The organism is Pseudomonas sp. LBUM1655 (assembly GCF_059716085.1).
Genome location: NZ_CP166801.1, coordinates 2,841,549 through 2,856,378 on the forward strand (window position 1 = coordinate 2,841,549; position 14,830 = coordinate 2,856,378).

At 59.1% G+C, this 14,830-nt stretch carries 13 protein-coding genes; 7 read left to right on the top strand and 6 right to left on the bottom strand.

Annotated features, from left to right (window positions below; all coding sequences use genetic code 11):
- Positions 1–11: 11 nt before the first annotated feature.
- The 4 genes from ACA074_RS12690 to ACA074_RS12705 all read right to left on the bottom strand — a co-directional run bounded on the left by ACA074_RS12690 (position 12) and on the right by ACA074_RS12705 (position 5,455).
- The gene (locus ACA074_RS12690; RefSeq protein WP_497679157.1) at positions 12–2,189 is read right to left on the bottom strand and encodes a TonB-dependent siderophore receptor; all 2,178 of its coding nucleotides are present in this window, start codon (positions 2,187–2,189) and stop codon (positions 12–14) included.
- 255 nt (positions 2,190–2,444) lie between these two features.
- Positions 2,445–3,302: a glutathione-dependent disulfide-bond oxidoreductase gene (gene yghU / locus ACA074_RS12695; protein ID WP_497617970.1), complete on the bottom strand. Its 858-nt coding sequence runs from the start codon at positions 3,300–3,302 to the stop codon at positions 2,445–2,447.
- Positions 3,303–3,387: 85 nt separating this feature from the next.
- A complete protein-coding gene (locus ACA074_RS12700) occupies positions 3,388–4,437 on the bottom strand; it encodes an alpha/beta hydrolase family protein (protein ID WP_497679158.1) in 1,050 nt (349 codons plus the stop codon).
- Between the two features lie 61 nt (positions 4,438–4,498).
- Positions 4,499–5,455, bottom strand: a complete 957-nt coding sequence (locus tag ACA074_RS12705; RefSeq protein ID WP_497679159.1) for a LysR family transcriptional regulator — start codon at positions 5,453–5,455, stop codon at positions 4,499–4,501.
- Positions 5,456–5,582: 127 nt separating this feature from the next.
- On the opposite strand from ACA074_RS12705, the gene ACA074_RS12710 reads away from it, so the two are divergent.
- Complete coding sequence (locus ACA074_RS12710) at positions 5,583–5,864, top strand: DUF2798 domain-containing protein (protein WP_401264899.1); 282 nt, start codon at positions 5,583–5,585, stop codon at positions 5,862–5,864.
- Positions 5,865–6,258: 394 nt separating this feature from the next.
- Here ACA074_RS12710 and ACA074_RS12715 read toward each other — a convergent pair whose 3' ends face one another.
- Both ACA074_RS12715 and ACA074_RS12720 read right to left on the bottom strand, forming a co-directional pair.
- Positions 6,259–6,477, bottom strand: a complete 219-nt coding sequence (locus ACA074_RS12715; protein ID WP_489879750.1) for a hypothetical protein — start codon at positions 6,475–6,477, stop codon at positions 6,259–6,261.
- Positions 6,478–6,775: 298 nt separating this feature from the next.
- A complete protein-coding gene (locus ACA074_RS12720; RefSeq protein ID WP_489879751.1) occupies positions 6,776–7,711 on the bottom strand; it encodes a LysR substrate-binding domain-containing protein in 936 nt (311 codons plus the stop codon).
- A 191-nt stretch (positions 7,712–7,902) separates the two neighbouring features.
- On the opposite strand from ACA074_RS12720, the gene ACA074_RS12725 reads away from it, so the two are divergent.
- From ACA074_RS12725 to ACA074_RS12750, 6 genes are all read left to right on the top strand, one after another.
- Positions 7,903–9,450: a GMC family oxidoreductase gene (locus ACA074_RS12725; RefSeq protein ID WP_489879752.1), complete on the top strand. Its 1,548-nt coding sequence runs from the start codon at positions 7,903–7,905 to the stop codon at positions 9,448–9,450.
- Positions 9,451–9,511: 61 nt separating this feature from the next.
- Complete coding sequence (locus ACA074_RS12730) at positions 9,512–10,441, top strand: LysR family transcriptional regulator (protein WP_497679160.1); 930 nt, start codon at positions 9,512–9,514, stop codon at positions 10,439–10,441.
- A 116-nt stretch (positions 10,442–10,557) separates the two neighbouring features.
- Positions 10,558–12,069, top strand: a complete 1,512-nt coding sequence (locus ACA074_RS12735; protein WP_497679161.1) for a GMC family oxidoreductase — start codon at positions 10,558–10,560, stop codon at positions 12,067–12,069.
- A gap of 19 nt (positions 12,070–12,088) precedes the next feature.
- Positions 12,089–13,546 carry an aldehyde dehydrogenase family protein gene (locus ACA074_RS12740; RefSeq protein ID WP_497617977.1) on the top strand — a complete coding sequence of 486 codons (1,458 nt, stop codon included), beginning with the start codon at positions 12,089–12,091 and terminating at the stop codon, positions 13,544–13,546.
- A gap of 98 nt (positions 13,547–13,644) precedes the next feature.
- Positions 13,645–14,562, top strand: coding sequence for a catalase family peroxidase (locus ACA074_RS12745; RefSeq protein ID WP_489879756.1), 918 nt, complete (start codon positions 13,645–13,647; stop codon positions 14,560–14,562).
- Positions 14,559–14,789, top strand: a complete 231-nt coding sequence (locus ACA074_RS12750) for a putative antibiotic biosynthesis monooxygenase (RefSeq protein WP_489879757.1) — start codon at positions 14,559–14,561, stop codon at positions 14,787–14,789. Before ACA074_RS12745 ends, ACA074_RS12750 begins: the two co-directional genes overlap by 4 nt.
- Positions 14,790–14,830 lie beyond the last annotated feature (41 nt).

Here is a 14,830-nt window from a genome sequence, read left to right on the forward strand (position 1 = left end):
TGTTAAACCACTCAGAACTTGTATTTGGCGGTCAGCATGTAACTGCGCGGATTGCCGTAGTTTTCGGTAGAGCCCCACGTGACGTCGGTGCCGATGGCGGAGTAGTAGACACGATCGAAGATGTTGTTCGCGTTGACCTGCAGATCCAGGTGTTTATTGACTTCGTAGCCAGCCATCAAGTCGGTAATCGCGTAACTGCCCTGTTCAAGGCGATAGCTGCCATTGGTCAGCGCGATGTCGTTGTACATGCGGCTTTGCCAGTAGACGTTGCCACCGACGCGGAATTTTTCCAGTGGCCCCTGGAGGCGGTACAGGGTGGAGACTTTGAACAAGTGCTCAGGCGTGTCGGTTTCGAAACGCTGATTATTGTTAGCTGGGTCTGCGTCCTTGATGTAGTGGGCGCGGGTGTAGGTGTAGCCGGCGCCCACCTGCCAGTTTTCCGTGAGTGCGCCTTGCAGTTCAAGATCAATGCCTTGGCTGCGGACTTTGCCAGATGCGCTGTAGCAGGTCATGACCGGGCAACCCAACTGATTTTCCGAGAGGGTTGAGCGGTTGGTCTGATCCATCTGGAACACGGCCAGGCTGGCGTTAAGTGCACCGTTGAAATATTCGCCCTTGATGCCGACCTCGTAGTTTTCACCCACGATCGGCTCCAGCAGCTTGCCGGAGATATCTTTCTGGGTTTGCGGCGTGAAGATGTCGGTGTAGCTGGCGTAAACGGAGTAGTGGTCGTCGAGTTTGTAGATCAGGCCGGCATATCGCGTCAGGTTGCGGGTGACTTTGTAGTCGCCATCGCCAGTGCGGTCATCGTTGTCGTACCAGTCCAGGCGGCTGCCGAGGATCAGCGTCAGCGGATCGGCCAGACTCAGGCGGGTGGTCAGGTAAACGGCATCTTGTGTGGTGACGTTGCGGGTTTTGCCGTCACGCACAAAATCGGGTTTCGGCGCCCCGATTGGCCACGCGGTGGTGTAGGGATCGTATTCCTTGGAGGTCGCATCGTAGACACGGTTGCTGGCACCCACGACCAGTTCGTGGGTGCGGCCGAAGGCTTCGAACGGGCCGCTGGCGAACGCATCGAAAGCGGTCTGCTTGTCGGTGTTGTGCGATTGGTAAGCCGTGGTTTCCAGAGGGCCGGCGTAACGCGACAGGTAAGTGCCTGAGAATTCGCCGTTCAGTGTCGAGGACGAACCGGCTACGTGGAGTTTCCAGTCGTTGTCGAAGCGGTGTTCGACTTCACCGAAGACCGTGTCGATCTGCAGCTTCTTGTTCTCCCAATCGGAGCCACCGTAGGTGGAGCGGGGCAGATCGAGGTGGTGACCGTTGGTGCCGATCGGCAAGCCGCCCCAGAAATAGTTGGTCTGTTCGTTCTGACGGGAGAAACCCAGGGTCGCGGTGGTGCTGTCGCTCAGGTCGGCTTCACCGATGGCATAGAACAAACCGTGATCGTTTTCTTCTTTGTCGCGGAAGCTGTCGGCGCCCTGATAGGAACCCACAACACGGCCACGCAACGTGCCGCTTTCGTTCAGTGGGCCGGAGGCGTCGATCTCGCCGCGGTAATCATCCCAACTGCCCGCTGCGCCGGTCAGCGTCACTTGCGGCGTGAATGTCGGGCGTTTGCGCACCATGTTGATCGCGGCAGACGGGTTGCCGGCACCGGTGACGAGACCGGTCGCACCGCGCACGATTTCAACCCGGTCGAACATTGCCAGGTTCGGTTGCACCGCCATCGTGTACGGCGAATAAGAACTCGGCAGGCCGTCGTACATGATGTTATCGATGTCGAAACCGCGAGACTTGTAGGTCTGTCGGCCCGGACCGCCGGCCTGACTGAGGAATAACCCCGGCGTTGCCCGCACCACATCGTTGATGCTGGTCATGGCCTGATCGTCCATGCGCTGGCGGGTGATGACGGTCACTGCCTGAGGCGTTTCGCGCAGGGTCAGCGACAGCTTGGTCGCGGTCTGCATCGGGCCGGTGGTGTAGGACTGCGAACCCTCAGTGATGCTGCTCATCTGCGTGGCGCCGATTTCGGTCGCGCCGAGTTCCAGCGTCGTCGGTGCAACGGCGTTTTCAGGCGTGGATGTCGCAGCCTCGTCAGCCATGGCAGACGCGATGCTGGCTGCGCACATAGCCAGTGCCAACAGGTTAGGTGAAAGATTCGAGCGGCGGTGAATGGTGTGAAACGACATCAATCTGCTTCCCCAAATGATACGAAAACGAATCCAGTGCAAGTGCTTGTAGGAATTATTCGCATTAGTGTGTCAGATGGTTCCGCTCGAAGAAAGCTGTACGGCTCAGATAGTTAACAAGATTTTCACATCTGCGCGGGTGCGCAACATCGGGAAGTCCACCGAGCTAGAGCGGTCGGCGGGTGTTGGCAGGCTGGGGAGGTCTGGATCGAGGGTCAACGCAGCGCCTGAAATGGCGCTGCTATTGAGATGGCGTTACGAGTGGGAGAGAGGGGCGTTCAGGTCATCGGCCTGATGACGTTCAGGCACCTGAGTCGCCTCATCGCCCCATGTCCGATTGACGCGCAACCCGCGAACGACCGCAGGCCGATTGGCTATCTCCTCTGCCCAGCGCTGTACATGGGTGTACTCCTGCGCCGAAAGGAACTCTGCCGCCGAATACACATTGTTGCGCACCAGTTGGCCATACCACGACCAGACCGCAATGTCGGCAATGGTGTAGCTGTCACCGGCAAGGTAAGGGCTTTCGGCGAGGCGCCGATTGAGCACATCCAGTTGTCGCTTGGTTTCCATGGTGAAGCGATTGATGGGGTATTCCATTTTCTCTGGTGCATAGGCATAGAAGTGCCCAAACCCCCCGCCCAGATAAGGCGCCGAGCCCATCTGCCAGAACAGCCAGTTGAGGGTTTCGGTGCGTCCAGCCGGATCCTTGGGCAGGAAGGCGCCGAACTTCTCCGCGAGATAAAGCAGGATCGAACCCGACTCGAAGACACGAACCGGTGGCTCGACGCTGTGGTCGAGCAGCGCGGGAATTTTCGAGTTCGGATTGATATCGACAAAACCGCTGGAGAACTGATCGCCCTCGCCAATGCGGATCAGCCATGCGTCGTATTCGGCGGCGGTATGCCCCAGCGCCAGCAACTCCTCAAGCAGGATGGTCACCTTCACGCCATTGGGGGTGGCCAGCGAATAGAGCTGCAACGGGTGCTTGCCGACTGGCAGCGTTTTCTCATGCGTCGGCCCGGCAATCGGGCGGTTGATGCTGGCGAACTGGCCGCCGGACGGCGCTTCGTTTTTCCAGACCTTGGGCGGAACGTAGGGCGCTTTACTCATGAAATTGGCCTCGTCGATTGCTGGCTGAGATGGAGTGAGATAGATACCGTATGGAAAAATGTTGGCGGGTGCCAGTGAAGTCCGGTTATTTCACGTTGCCGGCAGACCTGTCCAAAAACTCGGTAATCAGCGCAATCGTCTGCGCCTGGATCACCGGGCGTGGACGTCCGCCGTCGCCATCGGTGCAGATGATGCCGTCACCGGGGGCGTCTTCTTCGAGCATTGCGATCGCGTCGGGTTTGCACAGCGCCACAAAACTGAAATGGCTGGCGTCGCTGATCTCGACATACTGGCTGGAGGTTTTCGGCAGACGCTTGGCCAGGTCGGCGGATTCCAACTCGGCGGGTAAGTCTTGGGACGGCACGCCTGCGGCAATCACCAACACCGGCACTTGCAGCGCCGCGAGGCTGTCATCGGTGAAGCCGCGTGACAGGCCCAGATCCAGCGAAACCACGGCCGTCACGCGCTTATCGCGTAAATCGGCGGCCAGTCGAGCCTTCGATGCCGGGTTGCTGGCGGGATTCATCTGTTGGTAAACCGAGCAACTGGCCAGTTGCGAATGGACTTTGCATTCTCGTGCATAAAGCTCTGTGTCGAAACGAGCGCCGGCGATTTCCAGGCCGGTCCAGCCGCCCAGTGAATGGCCTGCGACGGCAATACGACGCTGCGCGACTGTGCCGAACTTTTCCGGTTGAGCCGTCACCGCATCGATGGCTCGGCTGATGTCCACGGGGCGCTGCCATAACTGCGCCGCCGCTTCAGGGCTGCGGTCATGGGTGGTACTGCCGGGATGATTGACCGCCGCGACGATGTAACCCTGATGCGCCAGTGCACTGGCCAGCCACGCCTGATTGCCCCAATTGCCGCGGTAACCGTGGGAGAGCACCAGCAATGGATGCTCGCCGCTGACGGGTGGTGCATTGTCGACAGCCAGGACACCGACAAACGCCGGATTGTCGGCGATCAGTTTTGGTGTGGCAGTGCTTGCACCGGCGGGGTACCAGACGACCATTTCCAGCGGGCGTTCATTGTTCGCGTCCGGCAACTTGAGGCTCTGGAAACCGATCGGGTTTTCGTCAGCGAATGCGCTGGTGCTCAGGCAAATGAGCAGCAGAGAACCGAGGGCTTTTTTCATTGTTTTTATCTTCCGTGATGGGGCCGATTGGCGAGGTGGACTTTGCCTCAACCCGAGCGTTTCAGCGAGTGTCTTCGAGCGCCCCGGCGACAATTTCCTCTATCGGCCAGCGTACGTTCAAATGCTCCGTCAAATAATCCATGAAGGCCTTGGCCTTGCCGGTCATCGCCGCACGCTCCTGCACACAGGCGTAAATCTCCATCGGCTCGACCACCGCGTGTGTTGCGTTATCGCGCTGTTCGAACAGCGGCAGCAGTTGGCCGCTTGCCAGATAAGGTGCAGCGACGAATTCTGCCAGCCGAGTAATCCCCGCGCCGCTGATTGCCATCTGCGCCAGCGCGTCGATGTCGTCACTGATGGCGGTGGCATTGATGCTCGCGTCGTAACGCTGGCCGTCACGCAGAAAACTCCAGCGCAAAAAGCGCCCGTCCAGCGGGTAACGAAACGCCAGGCACGCGTGGTTTTGCAGATCGTCCGGCGATTGCGGCAAGCCGGCGCGCTCCAGATAAGCAGGGGCTGCGCAGAAGATGAAGGGCAAGGAGACGATCTTGCGCGCAACGATGCCATCTTCCAGTTGCGGTTTGATCCGCAGGCTCAGATCGATGCCGTCCTGGATGTGGTTGATCTTGCCGTCCGTTGTCGACAATTCAATGAGCAGACGCGGGTGTTGTGCGGCGAAGCCGGCGATCAGAGGTGCCAGCACATGGCGTCCAAACGCAGCGGTGGAAGCGATACTCAGTCTGCCTTGCAGTTCGGTTTCTTCATCGCTGATCGAGCTTTGCGCCGATTCCAGATCAGCCGCGATGCGCTTGACCTTGTCGTAGTACATCGCGCCGTTCTCCGTCAGCGCCATGCTTCGCGTCGTGCGTTGCAGAAGACGCACGCCGAGGTGCGCCTCCAGACGATTGAGGGTCTGACTCACCGCTGCCGCACTGACGCCCAGAGTTTTCGCGGCACCGACGATGGAGCCCGATTCCACCACTTTGATAAAACTGGCAATTGCCGCTAACAGATTCATCCATGGCCTGCGCAATAGGGGTTGATTCGTAAGTTCTGCTTTATAAAGCACCTACGGGTAGCCGTCTAGTTGAGGGCAATCGGCTTTGCTAAGGTGCCCGCTCCCTGTCAATGGATGGAAAAGCCATATGAATCAAAGAACGAGCTCCGATGCCTTGTACGTCAACCGGCGCAAGCTGTCAGCGCGTGCGACACCCTATGTGTTCGCGTTGTATATGGCGACAATCATGGCGTTCCTCATGTCGTTGGTGATCACGGCCTCCAACTCCGGCATTGATAACAACTACCTGAGTAATACGTTGCATGCCTATAAGCTGGCGATGCCGGTGGCATTCCTGTGCATCCTCGTCGTGCGGCCCATCGTGATCAAACTGGTGGCGTTGACTGTGCATCCGCACCTCCCGCGCTGACCTGTTCCCGGACAATCAATCGAAACTTCGCCGTCAGCCCAACTGTCCAGACCCTTACACCTCCCGGCGGATGCGCTGCCGGGAATGCTTCATGCACCGGTGAAGGACGAGGAACAAGATGACGACGACAGTAGGAGATTTTCTGGTTGAGCGGCTCAGCCAATGGAGCGTCACGCGGATTTTTGGATACCCGCAAAAAATAACCCCCAGCACCGGGACACGACCTCTATAGGAGCTGCCGCAGGCTGCGATCTTTTGATCTTGAAAAACAAAGATCGCAGCCTGCGGCAGCTCCTATATTGGAAAACGGAGATACCCATTTGTTTTTCATCGGCTGTGCAGGCTGGAGTCTTGGACTGGGGTGAGGGGGGAAATCCAATTGAGTCCGCGAACCTCAATTCCCATCCGCCACCTTGCGCTCAATCTCATCGATCTTGCGCTGCAACTCCTCGGCATCCTGCTCTTTGACAGGAGTCGACGATGGCGTGACGATATCATCCACCGTCTTGGTGTCATCGTCCCTGTCCTCAAGATCTCGCTCTACCACATTCACTGGTCTGCCGGACGTATCGGTAGGCGGGGCGTTCGGGGGTTTGTTGTCGTTGCTGTTCATATCGTTGACCTCCGTGGGTGTAAACATTGGAGGAGGGGCCGCGGCGAGCGTTCGATCTTTTTCAGGGGCAGTGAATTAACGGCATATAAACTTTGCGCGAGACCAATGGCCCAATCTGTCCAATCCCCAAGTTCCCGAGACGTTGCAGGGGAGGGTGCGATTTTCGAATCTCACTCCCGAACAATTGATGGGAGAACTGGCGCAACAGGGTGTGCAACAGGTCTATGTTGACGGCGGGCTGGTGGCGCAGCCGAGTTCCCGGGTGCGGTCATAGCGACTCCTATTCACAATCAGCCCTTCAAGCAGTGGGCATTTTTTTCATGCCTCGCATCGGATCATCTAAGAGACGAAACTGCTCAAGCATGAAATCCAGCAGTAACCGTGTTGAAGGCAGCATCCCTTGCCTTGTCGCAAATACGGCGTGAATCATTTCTGTTCTGGGTGCCCAGTCCGGCAAAACCACGGCCAGTTCCCCGCGCTCGATGTAGTCGTGTACCAGTGACATTGGCATTTGTGCGACGCCGATGCTGTCGATAGCCGCGCAGCGCAACATCGGCAGGCCTTTGGTAATGAGCTGTGGTCGATGTTGCAGGGTGAATTCCGAGCCATCGTCATGGAACAGCGTCCAGTTGTAGTCTCGCTGTGGACTGCCGTGATGAACGCTGGGAAAGCGCGCTAGATCTTCTGGTCCGTCTGGTGTGCCCAAGCGGTTCAAAAGCGTTGGACTGGCGACCAGGCATTGCGGCCGTTGCGACATGACGCGGCTTACCAGATTGGAGTCCTGAAGTGGCAGGGGACGAACCCTCAATGCCAGATCAATACCCTCGGCAACCACATCGACCTGGCGATCACTGGCTTCCAGGTGCACTTCCATGCGTGGGTACATGGCCATGAACCGCGTAATGATCGCGCCAACACATTCCTCCAGCAGCACCGTCGGACAGGTGACACGCAGCACGCCACCCGGCTCGGTGTGGGTCATGGCAATCGCTGCTTCTGCGGCTTCGGCTTCCTTGAGCATTGCGCGGCAACGGTCGTAATAGGTCTGCCCCAGTTCCGTCACCGAGAAGTTTCGGGTGTTACGGATGATCAGACGCACACCAAGCCGTTCTTCGAGCTGCGCGATGCGCCGGCTCAGGTTGGATTTAGGAATACCCAGCGCACGTGCGGTGGGCGCGAAACCGCCGTGGTCCACCACCATAACGAAGTACTGAAGGTCATTGAGATCCAGCACGGTCGAAATCCATTCAGTCAGAAGGCGCCAACTATACAAGGCTGATCGTTCCTTGTATGGGAATCAGCAGCCCGTTTTTTGCGACTACCGCGCCTGGCAACGGGGGCTTTAGATTGCGGCCGTTGAACGACCGCCTCGGCGTGGCCGGCAAGCGGTATCCACTCAAGTCACCCGTAGAAAATGGACGTTAAATGACGATCGATGAAAAGGTTTTCGACTTCGTGATTCTGGGCGGCGGTTCTGCCGGCGCCGTGTTGGCGGCGCGGCTGTCGGAAGACCGCCAGTGTAATGTGCTGTTGGTCGAGGCGGGGCGGGCGTTTGCGCCGGATGAGTACCCGGAACAAAGCTACAGCAGCAACGTCATCGCCGCCAATGGCGATGCCCGCTATGAATGGGGCTATTTCGCGACACCGATCGAGCAGCCGCAGGCCGTTTATGCACCACGGGGCAAACTGCTCGGCGGTAGTTCGGCGATCAACGGCGCGGTCGCTTGTCGAGCGTTGCCTTTCGACTTCGCCCGTTTTACCGCCAAAGGTCTGAAGGGTTGGAGCTTTGACGAGGTGCTGCCGTACTACAAAAAGATGGAGCGCGCGCCCCACGGCGACGATAGATGGCATGGTCGTAGTGGGCCGTTGCCTATTCACCAGATGTCCCTGGACTATATCACCCCGGTACAGCGCGCGATGCTTGAGGCCGCATGGGCCTGTGGCGCTAACAAAGTGGATGATTTCAATAACCCCTTGGCCAACAACGGCGCGGGTCCCAACCCGATGAACGTGATCAATGGTGTCCGGGTCAATACCGGCATGGCGTACCTCACCCGTGAAGTGCGCGCCCGTGAGAACCTGCACATTCTGGATGAAACACTGGTCGATAAAATCGAGATCAACCACGGCAAGGTTCAGTCGGTGAAATTGGCTGACGGGCAGCATGTCCACGGCCAGGAGGTGATTCTAAGCGCGGGTGCTTACGGCTCGGCGGCCATCCTGCTGCGGTCAGGGATCGGGCCCCGTGCCGATTTGCAAAAGTTGGAGATTTCGGTGGTCAAGGACGCCCCGGTGGGCATGCGATTGCTGGATCACGCTTTTTACTGGATGAACTTCAGTGGCCAGTCATCGTTGAAAGGTCAGGATCATCCAGTGATCGGCGCGCAACTGTGGACCCACTCTTGCTTTGCCGGCTCCGACAAAGAACTCGACATTGGTATTTCACCCTCGCACTTGCTTGACCCTGCCAGCAGCCCGACCGGCGTTGCTTTTTCGCTGGGGCTGGAACTGATGCACTGCACCTCCCACGGCCGTATTCGCCTGAACAGTCGCGACCCGAATGTGGCGCCGATCATTGAGCTCAACCACCTGACCACTGAGGAGGACATGAACCGCATGGTCGAGTGTTTTCGCCTGGCCCGGCAACTGGCCCGGACCGAGCCGCTAAAAAGCCTGATCGTGGAAGAGTTGTATCCCGGCCCGTCGGTGGACAACAGCGACGAGCAAATTCGCCGTGCACTGGCGACTGGTGTGGGCACGTTGCAGCATCCGTGTTCAACCGCGCCGATGGGTTTGCCGGATGACCCCGACGCGGTGGTTGATGAACAGGGCCGGGTTTACGGGGTAGCGGGGTTGCGCGTCATTGATGCGTCAATATTCCCGGAGATCCCGCTGATCAACCTCAATCCGACCGTCATCATGATGGCGGAAAAGTTGTCCGATACCCTCAAACAATATCGTGCATCAGCCTGAACCGTCATGGAGGCCTGCGCACCGGTTGCGCAGGTTTTTTCTGTCTCTCTGGATCTATAACTTGAACAAACTCTGTGAGATGCATTCTTTTGTGACGGTGGTCGACACCGGCAGTATTTCCGAAGCCGCCCGGCGCCTGGGCACGGCTAAATCAATGGTCAGCCAGCGGCTGCAGCAACTGGAAAAACGTCTGGGCAGTATTTTGCTGGAACGCGGACGGCACGCACGCCTGACTGAGTCGGGCGAGGTGTTCTACCGCTATTGCGTGCGCATCCTGTCGGAGGTCGATGATGCTGAAGACGCGGTTCTGGCGTTCCAGTCGAGTTTGCACGGAAGCTTGCGACTGGCCGCACCCATGGCGTTCAGTATTCGCTATCTGACGCCCATTCTGTCGTCGTTTGCCGTTCGCTATCCGCAGTTGCAACTTGACGTCGAATTTGACGACCGCCACGTTAATCTGCACGAAGAGCGCTTCGACGCGGCCATTCGCATCGGTGAGTTGCCAGACTCCTCGCTGGTGGCGAAAACCATCACGCCCAATCGCCACATAATCTGTGCCAGCCCCGACTATCTGGCAGCGCATGGCACGCCGCAAACCCCTCAGGAACTGTCTCGACATTTCGCGATGCTGTATGTGAACCGCGAGCCGCATGGCATGTGGACCTTGCCCGTGAACAACACGCTTGAGTCGTTTCGCGTGCGTTGCCGCCTGCGTACCAACAATGCTCATCAACTCATGGAAGCGGCCAAAGCCGGCATGGGCCTGGCGATTCTGCCCACGTTTCTGGCTGCACAATCGATTGTCGCCGGCGAGTTGCAAGAGGTGTTGGCGCCTTACGCGCCACGTGGCGGCAATATCTCGACGGTGTACCGACAATCGCAGCGCGCGTCGCCCAAGCTACAGGCACTGGCGAGTTTTCTCGCGGAACAGATCGGTAGTCCGCCGGAGTGGGAGCAAATGCTTGCCGCGCATGCACGACAAGCGGGCTGAGTCGTTCGCAATTCACGAAACCCTGATTCGTTTTTTGCCTGCTTATGAGGCCTCTTGCCGTTCCCTATGCTTTCCCTGAAAGGCGCCATCTCGAGCGCCTGACAGGGAAGACATGCATGAAGAACACCCTTGATACAGTTGACGTGCTTATTGTCGGCGGCGGCTCGGCTGGCGCAGTAATGGCGCGTCGGCTCAGTGAGAACACGCAGCGCCAGGTTTTGTTGCTGGAGGCGGGCCACAGCTTCGTACCGAGCGAATACCCCGACGTTGTGGCCAGCAGCGACATTGTCGGGGCCAACGGCAGTGCGCAGTTCGAGTGGGGTTACAAGACTCGCCCCGGCTACATCGAACATCCCATCAGCGCCTTGCGCGGCAAGGTGCTGGGGGGCAGTTCGGCGATCAATGGCGCCGTGGCCATCCGTGCCCGTGCCAGCGATTTCGAGCGCTGGGATCTGCCAGGGTGGAGCTATGAAGACTTGTTGCCCGCCTTCAAAAAACTGGAAAGCCACAGCCGGGGTGCCAGCGATTTGCATGGTAGTGAGGGACCGCTGCCGGTTCATCAACTGAACAACCTGGACGTCACGCCGATGCAGCGGGCGTTTATTCAGGCCACGTTCGCTTACGGCTACAAGATCATCGATGACTTTGACGGCGCTGATGCCAATGGCGTCGGTCCGTACCCGATGAATATCGTCGATGGCGTGCGCATCAACACCGGTATGGCTTATCTCACGGAGCAGGTGCGTGCCCGCAGCAACCTGCAGATCCGCGCGGACAGTCTGGTGGACAAAGTCCTCTTCGAGGGTCAGCAAGCCATCGGTGTGCAGTTGAGCGATGGCTCGCAGTTGCTGGCCCGCGAGGTGATTCTTTGCGCGGGCAGCTATGGCAGTGCGGCGATTCTGCTGCGCTCCGGCATCGGCCCGGCCGAGGATCTGCACGCGCTGCAGATTCCCCTGGTCGCGGATTTGCCGGTGGGCCAAAGCCTGATGGATCACCCGTTCTACTACAACGCCTATGCCGCCCGCGCAGAGCTGATCGGTCGGCAATCGCCGGTGATCGGTGCCAAGTTGTGGACCCACAGCCGCAGTGCCGAGAAGGGGGATCTTGATCTGCACATCACTGCTACGCACCTGTTTCCTCACGATCAAAGCCCTACAAACGTGGGCTTCGTACTCGCGGTCGCACTCACCCGACCGCAATCGCGCGGCAGCGTCACGCTGGCCAGCCGCGATCCGCTGGTGGCACCAAACATCGACCTGAATTTCCTCGCCGTGCCTGAGGATCGCCAACGCTTGCTGGACGGTATTCGCCTGGCCCGCAAGATCGGAGCAACGGCGCCGCTGAACACCTTGATCCACAGCGAGCTTAATCCGGGCGCGGACAGCGAGTCCGACGAAGCATTACTGGCCAGCGTCAGGGCCAGTCTGGACACCTATCACCATCCGACGTCAACCGCGCCGATGGGGCGCCCGGGTGATGCACGTGCAGTGGTCGACTTGCAGGCGCGGGTACTCGGTGTGCAGGGACTGCGCATTGTCGATGCGTCGATTTTTCCTGATGTGCCGTCGGTAGCCACCAACCTCACCGTGATTGCCACCGCCGAGAAAATTGCCGGCCTCTACGCCTAACCTTCAGGACGCTGCCTCTATGAACAACACTATGGTTTTGAACTGGATTGACGGCCTGTGGCTCGATTCCGGTGTTCACAACGATTCCATCGACCCTGCAACCTATGAGCTGATCGGCCGTTACGCCGAGGGCGGTCTGCTAGAAGCACAACTAGCCGTCGAGGCGGCCCGGCGTGCGTTCGTCGAGTCGCCCTGGAAAGACGATCGCACCCTGCGCGCCAAGGTTCTGCTGGAGCTGGCGGACGCGTTTGAACGCAACGCCGGGCAACTGATCGACACACTGGCGCTGGAGAACGGCAAGATCCGCCCCGAAGCCGAGTTTGAAGTGAGCATGGTGCCTTCCAAACTGCGTTACTACGCCGCATTGGTGCGCGCCGAGTATGGCCGGGCGGCCGAGCCGAAGCCGGGGAGGATTTCCCTGGTGCTGCGCCAGCCCGTCGGTGTTGCGGGGATCATCGTGCCGTGGAATTCACCGGTGGTATTGATGATTCGATCATTGGCCCCGGCGTTGGCTGCAGGTTGCACGACGGTGATCAAAGTGCCCGGGCAAACTGCCCAGACCAACGCGCTGGTCGCGTGGATCATGAGCCAGGCGCCGTCGCTGCCCAAGGGTGTCATCAATCTGTTCAGCGAGTTGGGGGCGGCCGGTTCGATCCATCTGGTCGAGTCACCAAAGGTCCCGGTCATCAGTTTTACCGGCAGCACAACCACGGGGCGTGCGATCAGTGCGGCGGGTGCCCAACACCTCAAACGCTTTGGCCTTGAACTGGGTGGCAAGACCCCGATGCTGGTGTTCAACGACGCCGACCTTGATATGGCGGTGCCGGTGTTAATCAAAGCCCTGACGGTGTTTGCCGGTCAATTCTGCATGACGGGTTCGCGGTTATTGGTTCAGCGCGATATCGCCGCCGCGCTGATTGAGCGCCTGGCAGCACGCCTTGAGGCTGTGCGCGTAGGGCCTGCGGCGGATCCCGCCAGCGAAATGGGTCCATTGATCGACAAAGCTAACGTGCAGCGCGTCAACCAAGTGGTCGATGAGGCGATTGCTGCCGGTGCGCAAGTCATCGTGCGCGGCGGTCCTATCACGCAGGGACCTTTGGCCAAAGGCGCGTTTTATCGGCCAACGCTGTTGCGCGTCAGTGATGCCGACATGGCCATCGTCCAGCGTGAAACCTTTGGCCCGGTACTGACCTTGCAGGTTTTCGACAGTGAGGCCGAGGCGATCGAACTGGCCAACAACAGTGAGTTTGGCCTGGCGGCCAGCGTGTGGACCCGCGATGTCGATCGCTCGCTACGAGTAGCACGCGAGTTGGAGGCCGGCACTGTCTGGGTCAACGATTGGGCTATGGTGTTCGACGAGTTCGAAGAGGGTGGTTTCAAGCAATCGGGGCAGGGACGGCTCAACGGTGTGGCGGCGATGGACGATTTCATCGAGTACAAACATATCGCACTCAATCCCGGCCTGCGTCAGGGGTGAATGCCATGGGATTGCAACACTTACTGATCGGGACAGTATTGGCCGGGACGATGACAACGTCCTCGGCCGTGTTCGCCACTGAAGCAAGGAATCACGCTATGCCCCAGGAGCGGTTGTACGACGCTTTGCTCGATGCGCTCAATGCAACGTTCGGTCGTCACCCCGGATTCAGGGCAACCCATGCCAAAGGGCTGTTGGTGAGCGGCACGTTCAAGGCTTCAGGCGTCGCCGGCTCCATCAGCCGAGCTGCCCACCTGCAAGGGCAAACGGTGCCGGTGGTGCTGCGGTTCTCCAACTTCAGCGGTGTACCGGCGACCGCTGACGGGGATCCGATGGCCAGCCCGAGGGGGGTAGCCGTGCGTTTTGCCCTGCCGAACGGCGAGTCCACCGATATCGTGGCACACTCGTTCGACGGCTTTCCGGTGGCCACGCCAGCAGATTTTCTGAGCTTTCTACAAGGCATTGCCGCCAATGTCGCCACGCCGCCGGATCCCCAGCCACTGCAAACCTTTCTGGCGAACCATCCACGGGCTCAGCATTTCCTGGAAGCGCCCAAACCGGCGCCGCGTAGCTATGTGGCACTCGAGTACTTCGGTGTTAACGCGCTGGTGTTCATCAATCGTGAGGGCGATGAGCTGATTGGCCGTTATCGCATCGAACCCCTGCAAACGCAGCCAACGTTGAGTGATGCCCAAGCGGCTGCGATGCCCGCTGATTACTTGCAGGAGGAAATCAGCGCGCGACTGAGCAAGGGCTCGTTGAAGATTCGGTTGGTGCTGCAACTGGCGGCGTCGGGAGACGCCGTCGATGATGGCTCAATCCCGTGGTCGCGTCAGAACGAGGAAGTTGAACTGGGGATTTTCAGTCTTGATGCACTGGAACCGGCCGAGGCTCAGCAGCGTATGGCATTTAGCCCGGGACGTTTACTCGACGGTATCAGCCTCAGTACCGACCCGATGACGTTGGCGCGTGATCGTATTTATCAACGGGCAGTACTCAGGCGACAGCGACCATGAGCAGTCACACGGGCGTTCGCTGGAAGCAATGGGTGTTGTCATGGCTGGTCGTCTTGCCGCTAACGGTGAGCATGCCTTGGGGATTGGCGACGCTGCTGGAACTGGCAGATCTACAGTGGCCGGGATGGCTGTTCAAGGTGGCAGTGGCCGGGATGATTTCTTTCAACATGGTCTACTGGATGTTGCCGTTGAGTGCTCGCCTGCTGTCACGCTGGTTGCTGCGTTGAGGCCTGTGCTCCGCCCTCCATACAAGAGGGCGGAGCGCTGG